This window comes from Clostridium sp. 1001283B150225_161107_B6, from assembly GCF_015556325.1.
Taxonomy (GTDB): Bacteria; Bacillota; Clostridia; order Lachnospirales; family Lachnospiraceae; genus Enterocloster.
In genome coordinates this window covers 259,401-273,625 of record NZ_JADNMD010000007.1, presented here as the reverse complement: position 1 = coordinate 273,625, position 14,225 = coordinate 259,401, and the positions used below count along the sequence as shown (strand labels likewise).

Here is a 14,225-nt window from a genome sequence, read left to right as displayed (position 1 = left end):
AGTAGTTGCTGTTATATATAATACAAGGACTGAAGGTCCAAGAAAGAACTTTCAGCCCAGTTATTATCATAGAAGATCAGCTTTTACAGACTTTTCTTCACACACTCCTAACCGCAATATCCATCAGTCTCTGTCTGGATTCCTTGGGGGCCCAGGCGATATGTGGCGTAATAATGCAGTTCTTTGCCGACAGCAGAGGGTTATCCATCCTTATAGGCTCTGTGGACACCACATCAAGAGCCGCTCCCGCCACCTTTCCGCTGTTGAGGGCATCCTTTAAGTCCTCCTCTATAACCAGCGCTCCCCTGGAATTATTAATGATTAAAACTCCATCCTTCATCTTATCTATATTTGAATTATTGATAATACCCTCTGTATTCGGAAACAATGGGCAGTGCAGAGAAATTACATCCGATTCTGACAACAGCTCGTCTAAGGACCCATAGCGGCAGTTCTCACGCTCACTTTCCACTGTTTTGCAAACATCATAGGCCAGTACCTTCATTCCCAGAGCCAGGGCAATATCTGCCGTCCTCTGTCCTATGCGGCCAAACCCCACTATTCCCATGGTTTTGCCGGCCAGCTCTATAAGAGGATAATTCCAGAAGCACCAATCTGGATTTTTTGTCCAGTCTCCCCTCTTTACACACAGTGAATGCTCGCCAATATGATGGCATAGCTCTAACAGCAGAGCAATCGCGTACTGTGCCACCGCGTCTGTTCCATAAGTAGGAATATTCGTGACAATAATCCCCGCTTCCCTGGCAGCATCCACATCCACTATATTGTAGCCTGTAGCCAGTATTCCGATATATTTAAGAGACGGGCATGCTTTCAGTGTTTCCTTTGAAATAGGTGTTTTGTTTGTGCAGACTACGTCAGCATCTTTTATACGTTCCACAATCATGCCGGAGTCCGTAGTCCGGTCGTATACCGTCAGCTGTCCAAGTTCTTCAAAGCCGCCCCAGCTTAAGTCGCCGGGATTTTGCGTATATCCGTCTAAAATAACAATCTTCATAACTTATCCTCCAAACATCTCAAGGTTGCGGTTAATCACTTTCACATACTTCCTCCGGCCAGATAAGCCAGCAGCCCTCCGGCATCTATCATTTCCTGTATAAAAGGAGGAAATGCTCCCGCTTGGTAAACCAACCCTCTGGTTACATTGCATATGGTCCCGGTTGACAAATCCACTTCCATTATGTCTCCCTCACTGGCTGCAGCTGCAGCTTCCGGACATTCAAGAATCGGAAGACCGATATTAATGGCATTCCTGTAAAAAATCCGTGCAAAGGAAGCCGCTATTACACAGCATATGCCGCTTGCCTTGATGGCAATAGGCGCATGTTCCCGTGATGAACCGCAGCCAAAGTTCTCTCCTGCCACAATCACATCTCCCGGTTCCACCCTGGATACAAAATCAGCGTCAATATCCTCCATACAGTGCGCTGCCAAATCCTCATCACGGAAAAGAGCCAGATAGCGGGCCGGTAATATGACATCCGTATCTACGCTGTCTTTATATTTAAATACCTTTCCAGCCATTATACCACCTCCTCTGGTACCGTAATCACACCCGCAACTGCACATGCCGCAGCCACAGCAGGATTGGCAAGATACACTTCTGAATCCCTGGCACCCATTCTGCCGACAAAGTTACGATTTGTGGTGGAAACACACCGTTCCCCATCTGCCAGTACTCCTACATGTCCCCCATTACAGGGGCCGCAGGTAGGCATACTGACAGTCGCGCCTGCCTGGACAAATACTTTTAAAAGCCCCTCTTCCATAGCCTGCAGATAAATATTCCGTGTTGCCGGAATAATGATACACCTCACTCCATCCGCTACTTTTCGTCCTCCCAATATACAGGCTGCCTGCCTAAGGTCCGTAATATGTCCGTTGGTACAGCATCCAATTATAACCTGGTCCACCTTAAGTCCGGCATACTCCTTTACAGGCTTAACATTGGATGGGAGATAAGGGGCGGCTATCATTGGGTGAAGGCGGGATAAATCCATATCTATCGTACATACATAGCTGGCATCCGCGTCCGCTGTTACCGGCTCATAGGAACGTCTGACACGATTTTCCAGATATTCAAGAGTCACCTTGTCCACAGGAAAAATCGCATTCTTAGCCCCTGCCTCAATAGCCATGTTACAGATAGAAAAGCGGTCATCAATAGAGAGATTCTCAATGGCATTTCCTGTGAATTCAATGCTCTTATACCTTGCTCCGTCCACGCCAATCATCCCGATAAGTGTGAGAATCACATCCTTTCCACCCACAGATTCAGGAAACTTCCCAGTCAGGTTAACCCGCATGGCAGAAGGAACTTTAAACCAGCTTGTCCCCGCATACATGCCTGCCGCCATATCCGTAGAACCAATCCCCGTGGAAAATGCACCCAGCGCACCATATGTACAAGTATGGGAATCCGCTCCGATAATCAGCTCACCAGGAGCCACAAATCCCTGCTCAGGCAGAAGTGCATGCTCAATTCCCATCCATCCTCCGTCAAAAAAATGAGGGATATTCATTTTTCTGGCAAACTCTCTTACCCTGGCACAGTTTCTGGCTGCCTGAATATCCTTGTTTGGAGCAAAATGGTCCATTACAAGGACGATTTTATCTGGATTAAACACCCTATTTAGTTTGTATCTCTCCATTTGTTGTATGGCAATAGGAGCTGTTACATCGCTCCCCATCACCAAATCTATGCCGGCATTAATCAAATCACCTGCATCGACCTTCTCTGCCCCGCAATGCCGGGCAAATATTTTCTGTGTCATAGTCATTCCCACAGGTCACAGCTCCTTTCTCTGAACAGTTACAATGTTATAAGGTTTTCTTATATTCATCTACCTTATAACCTGACTCCATTGCAACCAGTTCTTTCATGCCCACTATGTTATTATATTCTTCAAAGGTGGTCATGACTGCTGTGTCTTCCGTGGTCTGACGGTTCTCTCTCAACTTTGTAAGCATGTTCTGCATGGCGCGGGCTGCAGTAAAGATTGTCCCCACCGGATAGATGACAATATTAAAACCCAGTGCCTGTATTGCATCTGCTGACATAACCGGCGTCTTTCCAAACTCTACCTGATTGGCAAATTTGTAAACATCTCTTATTGCACCTACCTGCCGCATCTCATCTGCACTTCTAAGCGCATCTGCATATACAATATCCGCCCCTGCATCCCGGTATGCCTCCAGACGCCGAATTACCTCATCCATATCATGGGTTGCGCGGCAGTCTGTGCGGGCAATAATCAGCATAGAATCCCGGGCATCCACAGCAGCCCGAATCTTTTCCACATGCTCTTCCATGGAAATCACCGCCTTCTTCTCCATATGTCCGCAGCGTTTTGGAAAAACCTGGTCTTCCAGATGCACGGCAGCCATACCTGCCCGTTCAAACTCCCGAACCGTACGATACACATTAAGTGGATTTCCATACCCTGTATCAATGTCACCCAGCAAAGGAATACTCAGCACCGCATTCATATTGGCACACACAGAAGCCATTTCATTCATTGTCATCAGGCCATAATCCGGCTGCCCCAGTATTGACCCGGAAGCTCCAAAACCTGTCATAAAAGCCGCTTCAAAACCTGCCTGCTCAATAAGCCGTGCGGATAAGCAGTCATAGCACCCCGGAGCCATAATTATCTCCGGATTTTCAAGACGTCTGCGCAAAACCTGAGCACCTGATTCTTTAGCTGTATTTCTCATAATCGTATTATTCCTTTCATGTTGCCGTTATTCAACCATATACATATATTACTCAAAGACTCTCCGGGGCACATGGACATAGCCCTCCATAATACGGCGTGCAGTCCGGCCGAAAACTGCGCGGGTGATTTTTCCGCCCTCTGACGCCATATCACACTCAATAATACCGCCCGGGTGCCCAATCCTCACCCTTCTACACTCTTTTAATCCCCTCACCTCGTGCACCAGCGTTCCTGGTGTAACAGCTGCACAGCCAGTACACACTGTGGCTGTTCCAGAATAGGTTTTATGCATAATCTGCATAAACATATCCCTTGAGACAAAGTCAATATCCTCTGCTGCAACTGTACTTCCATCAATGTGACTCTTATATGGCGCCGGAGGCGCAATAAATGCCACCATAGGAACAGCCCGTATCCTCTCCCTGGCCTCTTCCTGACTGGCAATCCCCATTTTCTCCGCTGCAATACAGCGTATTTCCTCCAGAAGGTTCAGCATTTGAGAGTCCGAATCAATCCGGGCCGGACTTTCTGTCCCTTTCAGCCCCAGGTCCTTTGCCCGTACAAAGACCATTGGGCTTCCTGCATCCACCATCGAAACCGTTAACTCCCCAAATCCCGGAACGCAAATTGTATCCCTGGGATTTCCGGTAGGAAGCAGTTTTCCAGTCTTTGCTCCCACTGTACCTGCAAGATTCAATCCAATACGTGCTCCTGTTCCCGGTACGCCATGAATCTTATAATCTCCCTCCGTTACCGGATGCCCGTTCTTTACCGGAACTTCAGCCTCAAATATACTGTTGGTATTGGTATTATAAATATGTACCACTGTTACGGGTTCCACGGCTTTTACAAGTCCCTGCGCAATAGCAAACGGGCCCACTGCAGACGAAATATTTCCACAGTTACTGGAATAGTCCACAAATGCCGAATGAATATCCACCTGTCCAAAGGTGTAATCCACATCTGCATCCGGCCGGCTGGAACGGTCAATAATCGCCAGTTTACTGGTCAGCGGGTCTGCTCCCCCCAGCCCGTCAATCTGCCGGGAATCCGGACTTCCAAAAATAGAGAGAACAACTTTATCTCTAATTTCCAGGTCGGCAGGCAGGTCATTTCCCAGAAGGAATATTCCTTTGCTGGTTCCTCCGCGCATGATTACGCAGGGGATACGCACTGATTCTGGTTTATACATAGTATACTCTCCCTCTCTATTTCATCAGATTTGGTATAAACATTATAATTTGAGGCACTGACATCAGAAGGATTAAAACAGCCAAAGCCGCGAACAAATACCACAGCAGATGCCTACCTACAACATTCTCAATTGTAGTTTTTTTCAATCCCGCAGCCACATATAAATTAAGGCCAACCGGTGGTGTACAAAGTCCGATGCCCAAATTGATAATCATTACAACACCAAATACTACGGGATTAATATTATAAGCGGCCAAAGCAGGGGCGAAAATTGGTGTTAAAATCATGACTGCCGGGCATGTATCCATAAATGTGCCTACAATCAGCAACATAACAGTAACAAGCATCCAGAATGTAAAACGGTTGGCTGCAAAGGACGTAATCATGTGGGCAACTGTCTGGGGAACATTTTCTCTAGTCAGAACAAGGCCAAAAGCAGTAGCCGCAGCAATCACAAACAGCAAAACGCCTGTAGTTATGATAGAGCTTCTAAGTATACTTACAATAATCTTAAAATTCAGCTCCTTGTAAACAAACAGTCCTACGAATAATCCATAAAATACAGCTACACATGCAGCTTCTGTTGGAGTAAAAATTCCTCCGTAAATACCTCCAAGTACAATCAATGGCATAATTAACGCAAAAATTGCGCTCTTAAAAGTAATCCATACATTTTTTAGAGAAAATTTATGGGATTTGATAATGTCTTTATTACGCATGGCCCATATAACAGAGTATATGGACATTCCTCCAGCCAGCATAAACCCCGGAAGAAATCCCCCCATGAAAACTTCGCTTACAGAGGCTCCTGCCGCCATACCATAAATTACCATAGGAATACTTGGCGGCACTATAATCCCTAAAAATCCTCCGGTTGCAATGGTGGCCAATGAAAACTTCAGCGGATAGCCGTCTTCCAACATAGCCGGAAGCATAATTGACCCTATAGCCGCAACCGTAGCTGCAGATGAGCCTGAAATCGCGCCGAAAAAAGCCGAGGATAAAAATACAACAATTGCAATACCTCCAGGAAGCCATCCTACAAGGGATTTTGCAAAGTCAGTCAATCTCTTTGAAACCCCGCCCTCTGCCAGTAATCCCCCAGCAATCATGAAAAACGGAATAGCCATCAAACTGTATGAATCCATTGCTGTGAACAATTTCTGTACAACAACAACCAGGTTAGCACCAGATACATAGAGCGCCAATATAGAAGATGCTACCAGACAAAGCGCAATCGGTATTCCTAAAATCAACAGTATAAAAAAACTTAGAAATAGCAGGGCAATCATATAGTCTCCTTTCCAGCTTCGTCAGGACTCTTACGCACATACTCCTTCCAAATCAAATATATGGTTTCTATGCAACTAAATCCAAACCCCAGAAGCATCATACTATATACAAGATACATGGGCAGCTTTAAGGCAGCAGAAAGCTGTCCGAATTTATGCTGTGCAATAATAAACTCCCATGATAAATACGTAAGTATCATATAAATTGCCAGGCTTACTATCTGGGCCAACCCATTTACAACTTTTTGAATTCTTCCGGGCAGCAGACTCGTAAAAATAGTAACTCCCAAATGCGACTTTTCCCGCACTCCCATTCCTATTGCCAGCATTGCTGCAAAAATCATAAGGTATCTCGCCGCTTCCTCTCCCCACGTAAAAGGGACTTTTAGCGCATACCGCATAATAACAGATGCCAATACAATAAAGCACATGGCCACCAATGGAATAACGGAAAAAATATTCTGCAGTACTCCTGCTATTTTCATGAATTTATCGGTCAGTTTCTCTTCAGAATCCTTTTGTCCCATTAAGCTTCTCCTTTCAGTCTAGCGATATTTCTGTCCGATTTCTTCAATATAATCCAATGTCTTCTGTTGAACATAAGTTCCGATAAACTGCTCTTTTACCTTCTGTACAGCATCTGCTTCCAGCTCACGCCATTCATCCTTGTCAACTTCTGTTATCGTGCAGCCTTCTTTTATCATAGCTGCAACCTGCTCTTCCTCTGTATCTGTTAACTCCTGTCTCATATAGTCTTTGGCTTCATTAGCACATTCCTGAAAAATCTCCTGCAGGTCCTCCGGCATAGAATTCCATGAATCCATACTCATCAACAGTGTAACCGGACAATACCAGTTCTCACAGCGCGTAATATATGGTGCCACCGTATAGAACTGATTCATATAAATAGCCGCAATAGGTATCAACGTTCCATCAACCGTTCCATTCTGGATTCCTGTAAACACTTCTGAATAGGCCATGGGTACCGGATTAGCTCCCAACTCTGAAAAATAGGTAATATAGGCATCATTCTCCATGACCCGAATCGTCATTCCAGCAACATCCTGTGGTTTTTCAATGGCTTTTGTATCTACAAAAATATTAAAAAAACCAGTTTCCCAAAAAGATAGTCCTTTAATGTTTATATTGGCCAGACCATCCAGCATCGCCTGTCCCTGTTCTCCATCAAGGAATTCATATGCATGTTCTTTTGTATAAAAAATACCAGGTATATCAAACAAATACCAGCTGTTATCAAAATTTGCCAATGGGGATGTAACCAAACCCATATCTATCGTCCCCATCTGTGTGCTTTCCACAAGCTCCCGCTCTGCTCCTAATTGCGATGAGGGATAAATATCAAGGGAAACGCGTCCTCCTGTTCTTTCCTGGAGAATTTTGTTCATATATACAAGTCCTGTATGGTAGGGATGGTCTGCCGGCTGTACATGACCGACCTTAAAAATATATTCCGCTGTGTTACCCCCTGCTGTATCTGTTTCTGCGGCAGACATACTGCCGGACTGACTGCCGCTTTCCGTTGCCTGATTGCCACTGTTTGTACCTTTACAGGCCGTAAGCGAAATTATCATGGTCGATATGAGAACAACTGACAATATTCTTCTATTCAATCTCATTACAATCCTCCTTGTTATGAGCACTTAGCGCCCTTATTTTAGGTGCCTACGTGCGATACATATCACTGACACTTAGTGCGGTCTTTCATAAGCTTAGTGCAGCGGCTTCTCTTTATCAGCAAGGATACTTCTTATAATCAAAGACCCTTATCTCATGCCCCTCTAAAATATAATCTGTCGAAGCTGCAACCTTTTCAAAGCTCTGGTAATGGACAATCAAATCCGTATGATATCCATTTGCCAATTTAGGATCAGACTCCCAGCATTCACGTGTATTTACCAAATCTGCCACCAAACCATATATCCCCTGTTCTGTATCAACTAATAATGTCTGTGACCCCGGGGTATGACCTGGGGTTAGAATAAGACGCAGTCCATCTCCAATTTCAATGTCCCCGTCTACAAATTTAAAATCAAGATTCTCAAACTCATCTCTCTTGTAGGGGAACTGATGAATCTTTATAGGATTAAGTGCATATTCATATTCTATCTTCTGCACTATGAATTTTGCATTCTTAAAAAAGTGACAACTTCCCGCATGGTCCCAATGCAAATGTGATAATACAACCGTTTTAATTTCATCACAATCAACCCCTATAGCCATTAGTGCATTATCTATTCTCTGTTCTTTTTTCTGTATATATGGTCCATTGGGTTTCCCCGCCGGAACATATCCATTCTCCGGAACAAATGCTCCCGTATCAAATAAAACTTTCGTCTCTCCATTCGTCACAAAATAGGCTACTAACGGGAAATCCACTTTAACTCCAGGATTCGTTCTGTATATCATATTAGAACACTCTCTGTTAATTGTCCCCAAATGCAAAGGATATATTTTATATTTGTTCAACCCCACTAAAACTGACCTTCTTTCATATGTCTCCGGGAGGGATATATCCTCCCGGAACTATTTGACATTCTTTTACACCAGCAACTCCATCAACTGATTCAGATTCTCCAACTCCTCCAGACGGCTGCACAGACTTATAATTTTTTCCACCTTATAGCTTCCCATCTCATGACCGGCCATAAATCTGAATTTTTCTACAGCCTCATCCCAACTGACAGGGTTCTCCGGGTCACCCTTTGGATATTCGATATGGCAGACTTCCTTGGAACCATCCTTCATCGTAACTTCCACGGTGCAGGGATAATACTTGGGATAAACCTTCTCAATCTCCGGGTCCATAACCCAACTGACCTTTTTGGCCAGCTCCAGAACCTCGGAATCACGAATACTTTCATTTGTATAATCGTCAATATTTTCATGCCCCTTCACAAGTCCGCAGGCTATGGCATAAGGCAATGAGAATTGTGCATCCACAACTGTTTTGGGGTCTGCCTTTGTCTCTTCCGGTATTGTCAGCACCTTAATGGAATATTTATTCACCCGGGCCAGGATGGAATCCACCTTTTTATAATCAATTCCCCGCCTGTAAAGCTCTACTCCTGCATCAGCCAAAGGAGCGGAGAACCTGCAGCATGCATGTACTTTGATGGATGTATCCGCCATTTCCCAGCGTTTTCCGAATTCCCCGGATACCTTTTCCTCATTCCAGATATCTTTATAGGAATAGGCGCGCAGAAAGCCATCCTGTCCATCCCATACAGTAGTAGGTGCAGTGTAGCCGTTCTTTGCCATCAGAGCACTGATTACACCGCACATGGAAGGATGACCTGCCTGATAGCGTTTGGACCAGGTGCCCTGAGCCTTCCATTCCAGAAGTCCGGCCGCCTGGCTGCCTGCAAGACCTAATGCGTATGTAATCTTCTCTGCATCCAAATCCAGAAGTTTTGCAGCTCCACCTGTGGCGCCGAACACTCCGCATGTTCCGGTAGGATGAAATCCCTGGTAGTATGTCTGCCCCTCAAATGCCTCTCCCAGACGGATGGTTATTTCAGAACCATATGCAAACGCTGTAATAACATCTTTTCCGCTTTTTTTATACTTCTCAGCAAGTGCCAGGATAGCCGGGAATACAACAACCGAGGAATGCTGAGTCCCATATCTATGGTCATCATCCATATCAAAGGCATGTCCAAAGGTTCCGTTGATTAAAGCTGCCATTTGAGCAGAGGTCTTATAATTGCAACCAATGGCCGTGCTCGTTGGTTCACCGCCAAGCTCTTTTGCCGTCTTAAGGCAGATTTCACTGGATTCTATGTGGCGTGAAGCAATAATATTGCCCAGCAAATCCATAATAAACATCTTAGAATTCTGAATAACCCGTTCCGGAAGGTCCTCAAATTTTAACTGGAATCCGATTTCTGCTACCTGTTGAGATAAAGATAATTCCTTCTCCATAAAATGTTCTCCTTTTCCTTCTACTGTTTTAATGTATCCCCGGGAATTAAGAGTTGCTTAAGCATTACTCTATGTAATTATTAAAGCAATATTCGTGCCAATTTTTTCTTTATCACCTGGACTTCCTGATTATAAGAAAAGAGCTTTGCATTTCCCTTTTCCTTCATTAGCTATAAGAGTCCAGAACTGTTTTTATTTCACTTGTTGCTTGTTGCAACTATTACATTTGTTTCATTTCCTGTAACACCTTAACATCTTTTATATTTTATTTGCGTTTTCCAGTCCTGTTTTTTTAATTTCCTTTTTTTATTACTGTTGCAAATATTTCATTCTCAATTGCATCTGACATATATCTATGCTATATTTAAAAAAAAGAATTGGGGATAAATAAATTATGAAACCAAAAATCGGGGTAGTATGCATCGGACAATTTGCACGCGCACTGATTAAAGCCATCGAATCCATGAATCTGGATGCGGACTTTATCCTTTCTGATTCCATTACAAAAGATGAGACAACCCTTCCCCCGGAACTGGCCAAATCAGATGTTCTTCTCTCCAGTGGTTATCTTACAAAGGTTCTTCACCGGCTTACAGACAAACCCATCATTAAGGTGGAACCCAGCCTCTTTGATATACTGCTGGCATATGAACGCGCCCTTTCTCTCAACACCGTGCCAGTTATTATTCTTCCAGCCGAAGAAGGGACGCCGCAAATCACGCAGCTGCAAAATATATTATCAATTCATGTTGTCTTGGATTATTATGAACTATTAGATAACATAGATACCATTCTTCTGAAATACAAAAATGCAGGCTACCGCTGTGTAATCGGCAGTGGTCTTGTCTGCGATTGTGCCACTGCATTAGGAATGAGCAACATCTTTGTCTATCCGCAGGAATCCCTTCAATCCTTCATACGGCTGGCCTATGACACTGCATTATCCATCCACCAAAGAACCAAAGCAAACCAGCAGCTTCAGGCTGTCTTCCAATACTCCCGGCAGGGAATCCTGTTTACCGATGAACAAGGCTATATCTCCCTTTCAAATGAAGTAGCCAGTAAAATCTTAATGATGAAGCAGGAACACCTCATCGGTGCCAGTCTTTCTCAATTCTTTCCTAAGAATACAATAAATAGCGTTTTTAACAATCTTGAGTCCATCAAATATATGCTGTGCAGCTTTGGCGGAGAACAATATATGGTTTCCATCATCCCCCTTATAACTAAAGATAATCTCAGCAATGTTATGGTAACCATTGACAGTATTCACACCATTCAGAAACAGGAACAGCATATTCGAAATGCTTTGGCTTTAAAAGGATTTTTGGCAAAACACCGTTTTGAAGATATCGTCAGCTGCAGCAGTGAATTCCAGACCCTGATTCGGACAGCAAAGAAATTTGCAAAATGTGAAGACAATATTATCATTCTTGGAGAAACCGGCACAGGAAAAGAAGTTTTGGCGCAATCCATACACAATCACAGCCGCCGGGCTGATAATCCTTTTGTAGCCGTAAATTGTTCTGCTATCAGTGAAAATCTTCTTGAAAGCGAATTATTTGGATATGATGAAGGCGCTTTTACCGGTGCCCGGAAAGGCGGAAAACAAGGCTTCTTCGAAATGGCTCATAAAGGAACCCTGTTTCTTGATGAACTGGGTGAACTAAGCATGCCTCTGCAGAGTAAGCTTTTACGGGTCATACAGGAAAAACAGCTTATCCATGTGGGAGGCAGCAAGGTAATTAACTTTGACGTGCGCATCATTGCCGCCACAAACTGCAATTTATGGGATTTAGTACAGCAAAAACAGTTCCGTGAGGATTTATATTACCGCCTGGCCGTATTAGAATTGGAAATACCTCCGCTGCGCCGAAGGCAGAAGGATATTCTCCCCCTGTTTCTTAACTTCATAGCAAAACAGGACAGCTTTCTAGCTGTAGAACTGGAGCAAATGCAGCAGAAGCTGGACCGTCTGCTGTGTTCCCATTCCTGGCCCGGCAACGTGCGGGAAATGGAGAATTTCACTAAGACCGTTATTGCCAGCCGCACTCCCAGCCAGTCCACAGAAGATTTCTGGCTTCTGCTGGAGGAGGAAATTATTCGCAGAAAGAAACGCTGCATTCTGACTGACGAATCCGTCATGTCTGCCTATATGCATAAGCGTCTTCCTCCGTCAGAAGAGATTCAAAAGATTCGGGAAGCTCTGATGGCTACGAATGGAAATTATACAAAGGCCGCCGCACTGCTGGGCGTCAGCCGTGTAACCCTGTGGCGTAAGATAAAGGCAAATCAGGATGAGAAATAGCAGAAAGCTCTCCCTTGGACTGGTCAAGCGCAAAACCTTCGAATTCAGCCTTCAGGATTACCGGTTCAATTATGTGGAAAAATCTAATCACAATCAGATAGTATGATAAAAATATTATTATCCCAGAATAATACCACGCTGTCCTGACTTGAAAAGAGGCTTTTACCGGATGAACTTTACCGCCAGAAAAAGTCCATGTTGTTGTTTTGGGAGTGGGCAAATACACTGAAAATACGTTAATTGGAAATGATATAAAAAACATAGGAGGATGTTCTTCACTACAAAGAATGCTGCAATGCTTTCAGGAGCTGACAAACACATCGCCTATGTCTGGGATTATTTTCTTTGACACTTTGTACGTTTGGTACCAATTAGGTTTTCCCACCTTTAGACCGTACTCCCATTGAATGCGGAACAAACCTATTACCACTATAAAACCCTTGACTTTTACACTCAAAAGGCCCCAGGAGCATCCATCTCCCAGGGCCAAAGCATCTAAACTACCGTAGCTTAATGTGTTGCTGCGGTGGAATAGATGCCGGTATTTTAGACACCTCCCTTTTATCTTCACGCCAAACTGCCTTCATATAAGTTCCATCGATATCAATATCTGTATAGAATGTTTCTCCACTTTTAAAACTCAAGTTATTATTCCATTCTATAATCCCCTTCTTATAGCCCTCTCTCATATCTAGATACTTCCCTGCCGACGCATTCGAATTATTAATTAATTCCCATAAATCTTTCATTACCCCCAATTCCACTTCAATTTTATATCTGTCAATGTCCAGTATAAACCGTCTTAAGGGCAAAAATCCATTCTTATCTGACTCTGCTTCTTCTGAAAGAAAGGGTTGGTTATCTAATAACTGATCTGCCATTTCCCTCCTGCCCAACATATCAAACCATTTAGAATATTCATGTTTTATGTTGCTAACTCGAAGCTTTTGTACTCTTTGGTCATACTCCGGATCGCCAAAATGAATACAGACTTCCCGTTCTGCACATTTTAGTGAATTAAACTTAACTACACTGGCATATGATTTGTTGCAGATTATCCCTTCCGCCCGTAAGGCTTTTTGTCCAATGGTGCATTGTCCTTTTTTTGCTTTTCGTAATACACGGGTAGGATAATCCCTAACATTATCTCCCTTGGACTCCAGAATATTAATCTCAGTTTGAGTTCTAAAAACAAAGTCAGGTGTAGACAATGGACATGATATCCCTATTGTGTAATTATTAAAATACTCCTTAAAATCAAAAATATCCAATGCCCCTAATACACGCTCTAAAAAGTAATAGTTAATACCTTGAGCCAATTCACCACAGCGGGATGTCTGGGAAAAATCCCGGAACAAACCGTTCTTTACTTCTTTGCCTAATTCCAAATACCCGTCTGCGTCCTCCGTTATCATTACACCTAACTGAAGGAACCAACATACAAACAGAACATCTGTAAACTTAGAACGCCCATATTTGGTAGTTATACTTTTTACTATACTTTTTGTCAGACGGAATGGTGTTATATCAAACTTTCTATACTCTTTTTCATGTAAAGAAGTACCAACATCATTCAACGCTGTATGTGTATATTCTTTATAAATAATATTTCTTACCCAAAAATAGTCATGAATCATACATTCCCTCCCATCTTGTACTGATTATACAACAGCTTATTCTATTCCTGAATAAACCCATCTTTAAAACTTAGGATAAACTCCTAATGCTCACAGGCCGCGCATGCAGAAG

At 43.5% G+C, this 14,225-nt stretch carries 12 protein-coding genes; 1 reads left to right on the top strand and 11 read right to left on the bottom strand.

Going from position 1 to position 14,225, the window contains the following annotated elements; translation table 11 throughout:
* Nucleotides 1-97: 97 nt before the first annotated feature.
* The 10 genes from I2H39_RS17775 to I2H39_RS17730 form a co-directional block, all read right to left on the bottom strand.
* Nucleotides 98-1,018 carry a D-2-hydroxyacid dehydrogenase gene (locus I2H39_RS17775; protein ID WP_195627169.1) on the bottom strand — a complete coding sequence of 307 codons (921 nt, stop codon included), beginning with the start codon at nucleotides 1,016-1,018 and terminating at the stop codon, nucleotides 98-100.
* A gap of 41 nt (nucleotides 1,019-1,059) precedes the next feature.
* Nucleotides 1,060-1,545: a 3-isopropylmalate dehydratase small subunit gene (locus I2H39_RS17770; protein WP_138309092.1), complete on the bottom strand. Its 486-nt coding sequence runs from the start codon at nucleotides 1,543-1,545 to the stop codon at nucleotides 1,060-1,062.
* Nucleotides 1,545-2,807 carry a 3-isopropylmalate dehydratase large subunit gene (gene leuC / locus I2H39_RS17765; RefSeq protein ID WP_138309091.1) on the bottom strand — a complete coding sequence of 421 codons (1,263 nt, stop codon included), beginning with the start codon at nucleotides 2,805-2,807 and terminating at the stop codon, nucleotides 1,545-1,547. Before leuC ends, I2H39_RS17770 begins: the two co-directional genes overlap by 1 nt.
* A gap of 34 nt (nucleotides 2,808-2,841) precedes the next feature.
* The gene (locus tag I2H39_RS17760; protein ID WP_138309090.1) at nucleotides 2,842-3,738 is read right to left on the bottom strand and encodes an isocitrate lyase/PEP mutase family protein; all 897 of its coding nucleotides are present in this window, start codon (nucleotides 3,736-3,738) and stop codon (nucleotides 2,842-2,844) included.
* A gap of 48 nt (nucleotides 3,739-3,786) precedes the next feature.
* The gene (locus I2H39_RS17755; RefSeq protein WP_195627168.1) at nucleotides 3,787-4,932 is read right to left on the bottom strand and encodes a PrpF domain-containing protein; all 1,146 of its coding nucleotides are present in this window, start codon (nucleotides 4,930-4,932) and stop codon (nucleotides 3,787-3,789) included.
* Between the two features lie 16 nt (nucleotides 4,933-4,948).
* A complete protein-coding gene (locus I2H39_RS17750) occupies nucleotides 4,949-6,226 on the bottom strand; it encodes a TRAP transporter large permease (RefSeq protein ID WP_138309088.1) in 1,278 nt (425 codons plus the stop codon).
* Nucleotides 6,223-6,753 carry a TRAP transporter small permease gene (locus I2H39_RS17745; RefSeq protein WP_138309087.1) on the bottom strand — a complete coding sequence of 177 codons (531 nt, stop codon included), beginning with the start codon at nucleotides 6,751-6,753 and terminating at the stop codon, nucleotides 6,223-6,225. Before I2H39_RS17745 ends, I2H39_RS17750 begins: the two co-directional genes overlap by 4 nt.
* An 18-nt stretch (nucleotides 6,754-6,771) precedes the next feature.
* On the bottom strand, nucleotides 6,772-7,863 hold the full coding sequence (dctP, locus tag I2H39_RS17740; RefSeq protein WP_138309086.1) for a TRAP transporter substrate-binding protein DctP: 1,092 nt from the start codon (nucleotides 7,861-7,863) through the stop codon (nucleotides 6,772-6,774).
* Between the two features lie 115 nt (nucleotides 7,864-7,978).
* Nucleotides 7,979-8,653: an N-acyl homoserine lactonase family protein gene (locus I2H39_RS17735; RefSeq protein ID WP_138309085.1), complete on the bottom strand. Its 675-nt coding sequence runs from the start codon at nucleotides 8,651-8,653 to the stop codon at nucleotides 7,979-7,981.
* A 132-nt stretch (nucleotides 8,654-8,785) separates the two neighbouring features.
* Nucleotides 8,786-10,168, bottom strand: a complete 1,383-nt coding sequence (locus I2H39_RS17730; RefSeq protein WP_138309084.1) for an MmgE/PrpD family protein — start codon at nucleotides 10,166-10,168, stop codon at nucleotides 8,786-8,788.
* 394 nt (nucleotides 10,169-10,562) lie between these two features.
* Between I2H39_RS17730 and I2H39_RS17725 the strand changes: the two genes are divergently transcribed.
* Nucleotides 10,563-12,476: a sigma 54-interacting transcriptional regulator gene (locus tag I2H39_RS17725; protein WP_195627167.1), complete on the top strand. Its 1,914-nt coding sequence runs from the start codon at nucleotides 10,563-10,565 to the stop codon at nucleotides 12,474-12,476.
* Between the two features lie 500 nt (nucleotides 12,477-12,976).
* On the opposite strand, the gene I2H39_RS17720 is transcribed toward I2H39_RS17725, so the two are convergent.
* Nucleotides 12,977-14,113: a hypothetical protein gene (locus I2H39_RS17720; protein ID WP_195627166.1), complete on the bottom strand. Its 1,137-nt coding sequence runs from the start codon at nucleotides 14,111-14,113 to the stop codon at nucleotides 12,977-12,979.
* Nucleotides 14,114-14,225 lie beyond the last annotated feature (112 nt).

Excerpts from the sequence above, each read along its gene's own strand:
- I2H39_RS17775 (WP_195627169.1), bottom strand. The coding sequence starts at position 1,018 with ATGAAGATTGTTATTTTAGACGGATATACGCAAAATCCCGGCGACTTA.
- I2H39_RS17770 (WP_138309092.1), bottom strand. The coding sequence starts at position 1,545 with ATGGCTGGAAAGGTATTTAAATATAAAGACAGCGTAGATACGGATGTC.
- I2H39_RS17760 (WP_138309090.1), bottom strand. The coding sequence starts at position 3,738 with ATGAGAAATACAGCTAAAGAATCAGGTGCTCAGGTTTTGCGCAGACGT.
- I2H39_RS17755 (WP_195627168.1), bottom strand. The coding sequence starts at position 4,932 with ATGTATAAACCAGAATCAGTGCGTATCCCCTGCGTAATCATGCGCGGA.
- I2H39_RS17750 (WP_138309088.1), bottom strand. The coding sequence starts at position 6,226 with ATGATTGCCCTGCTATTTCTAAGTTTTTTTATACTGTTGATTTTAGGA.
- I2H39_RS17745 (WP_138309087.1), bottom strand. The coding sequence starts at position 6,753 with ATGGGACAAAAGGATTCTGAAGAGAAACTGACCGATAAATTCATGAAA.
- dctP (WP_138309086.1), bottom strand. The coding sequence starts at position 7,863 with ATGAGATTGAATAGAAGAATATTGTCAGTTGTTCTCATATCGACCATG.
- I2H39_RS17735 (WP_138309085.1), bottom strand. The coding sequence starts at position 8,653 with ATGATATACAGAACGAATCCTGGAGTTAAAGTGGATTTCCCGTTAGTA.
- I2H39_RS17730 (WP_138309084.1), bottom strand. The coding sequence starts at position 10,168 with ATGGAGAAGGAATTATCTTTATCTCAACAGGTAGCAGAAATCGGATTC.
- I2H39_RS17725 (WP_195627167.1), top strand. The coding sequence starts at position 10,563 with ATGAAACCAAAAATCGGGGTAGTATGCATCGGACAATTTGCACGCGCA.
- I2H39_RS17720 (WP_195627166.1), bottom strand. The coding sequence starts at position 14,113 with ATGATTCATGACTATTTTTGGGTAAGAAATATTATTTATAAAGAATAT.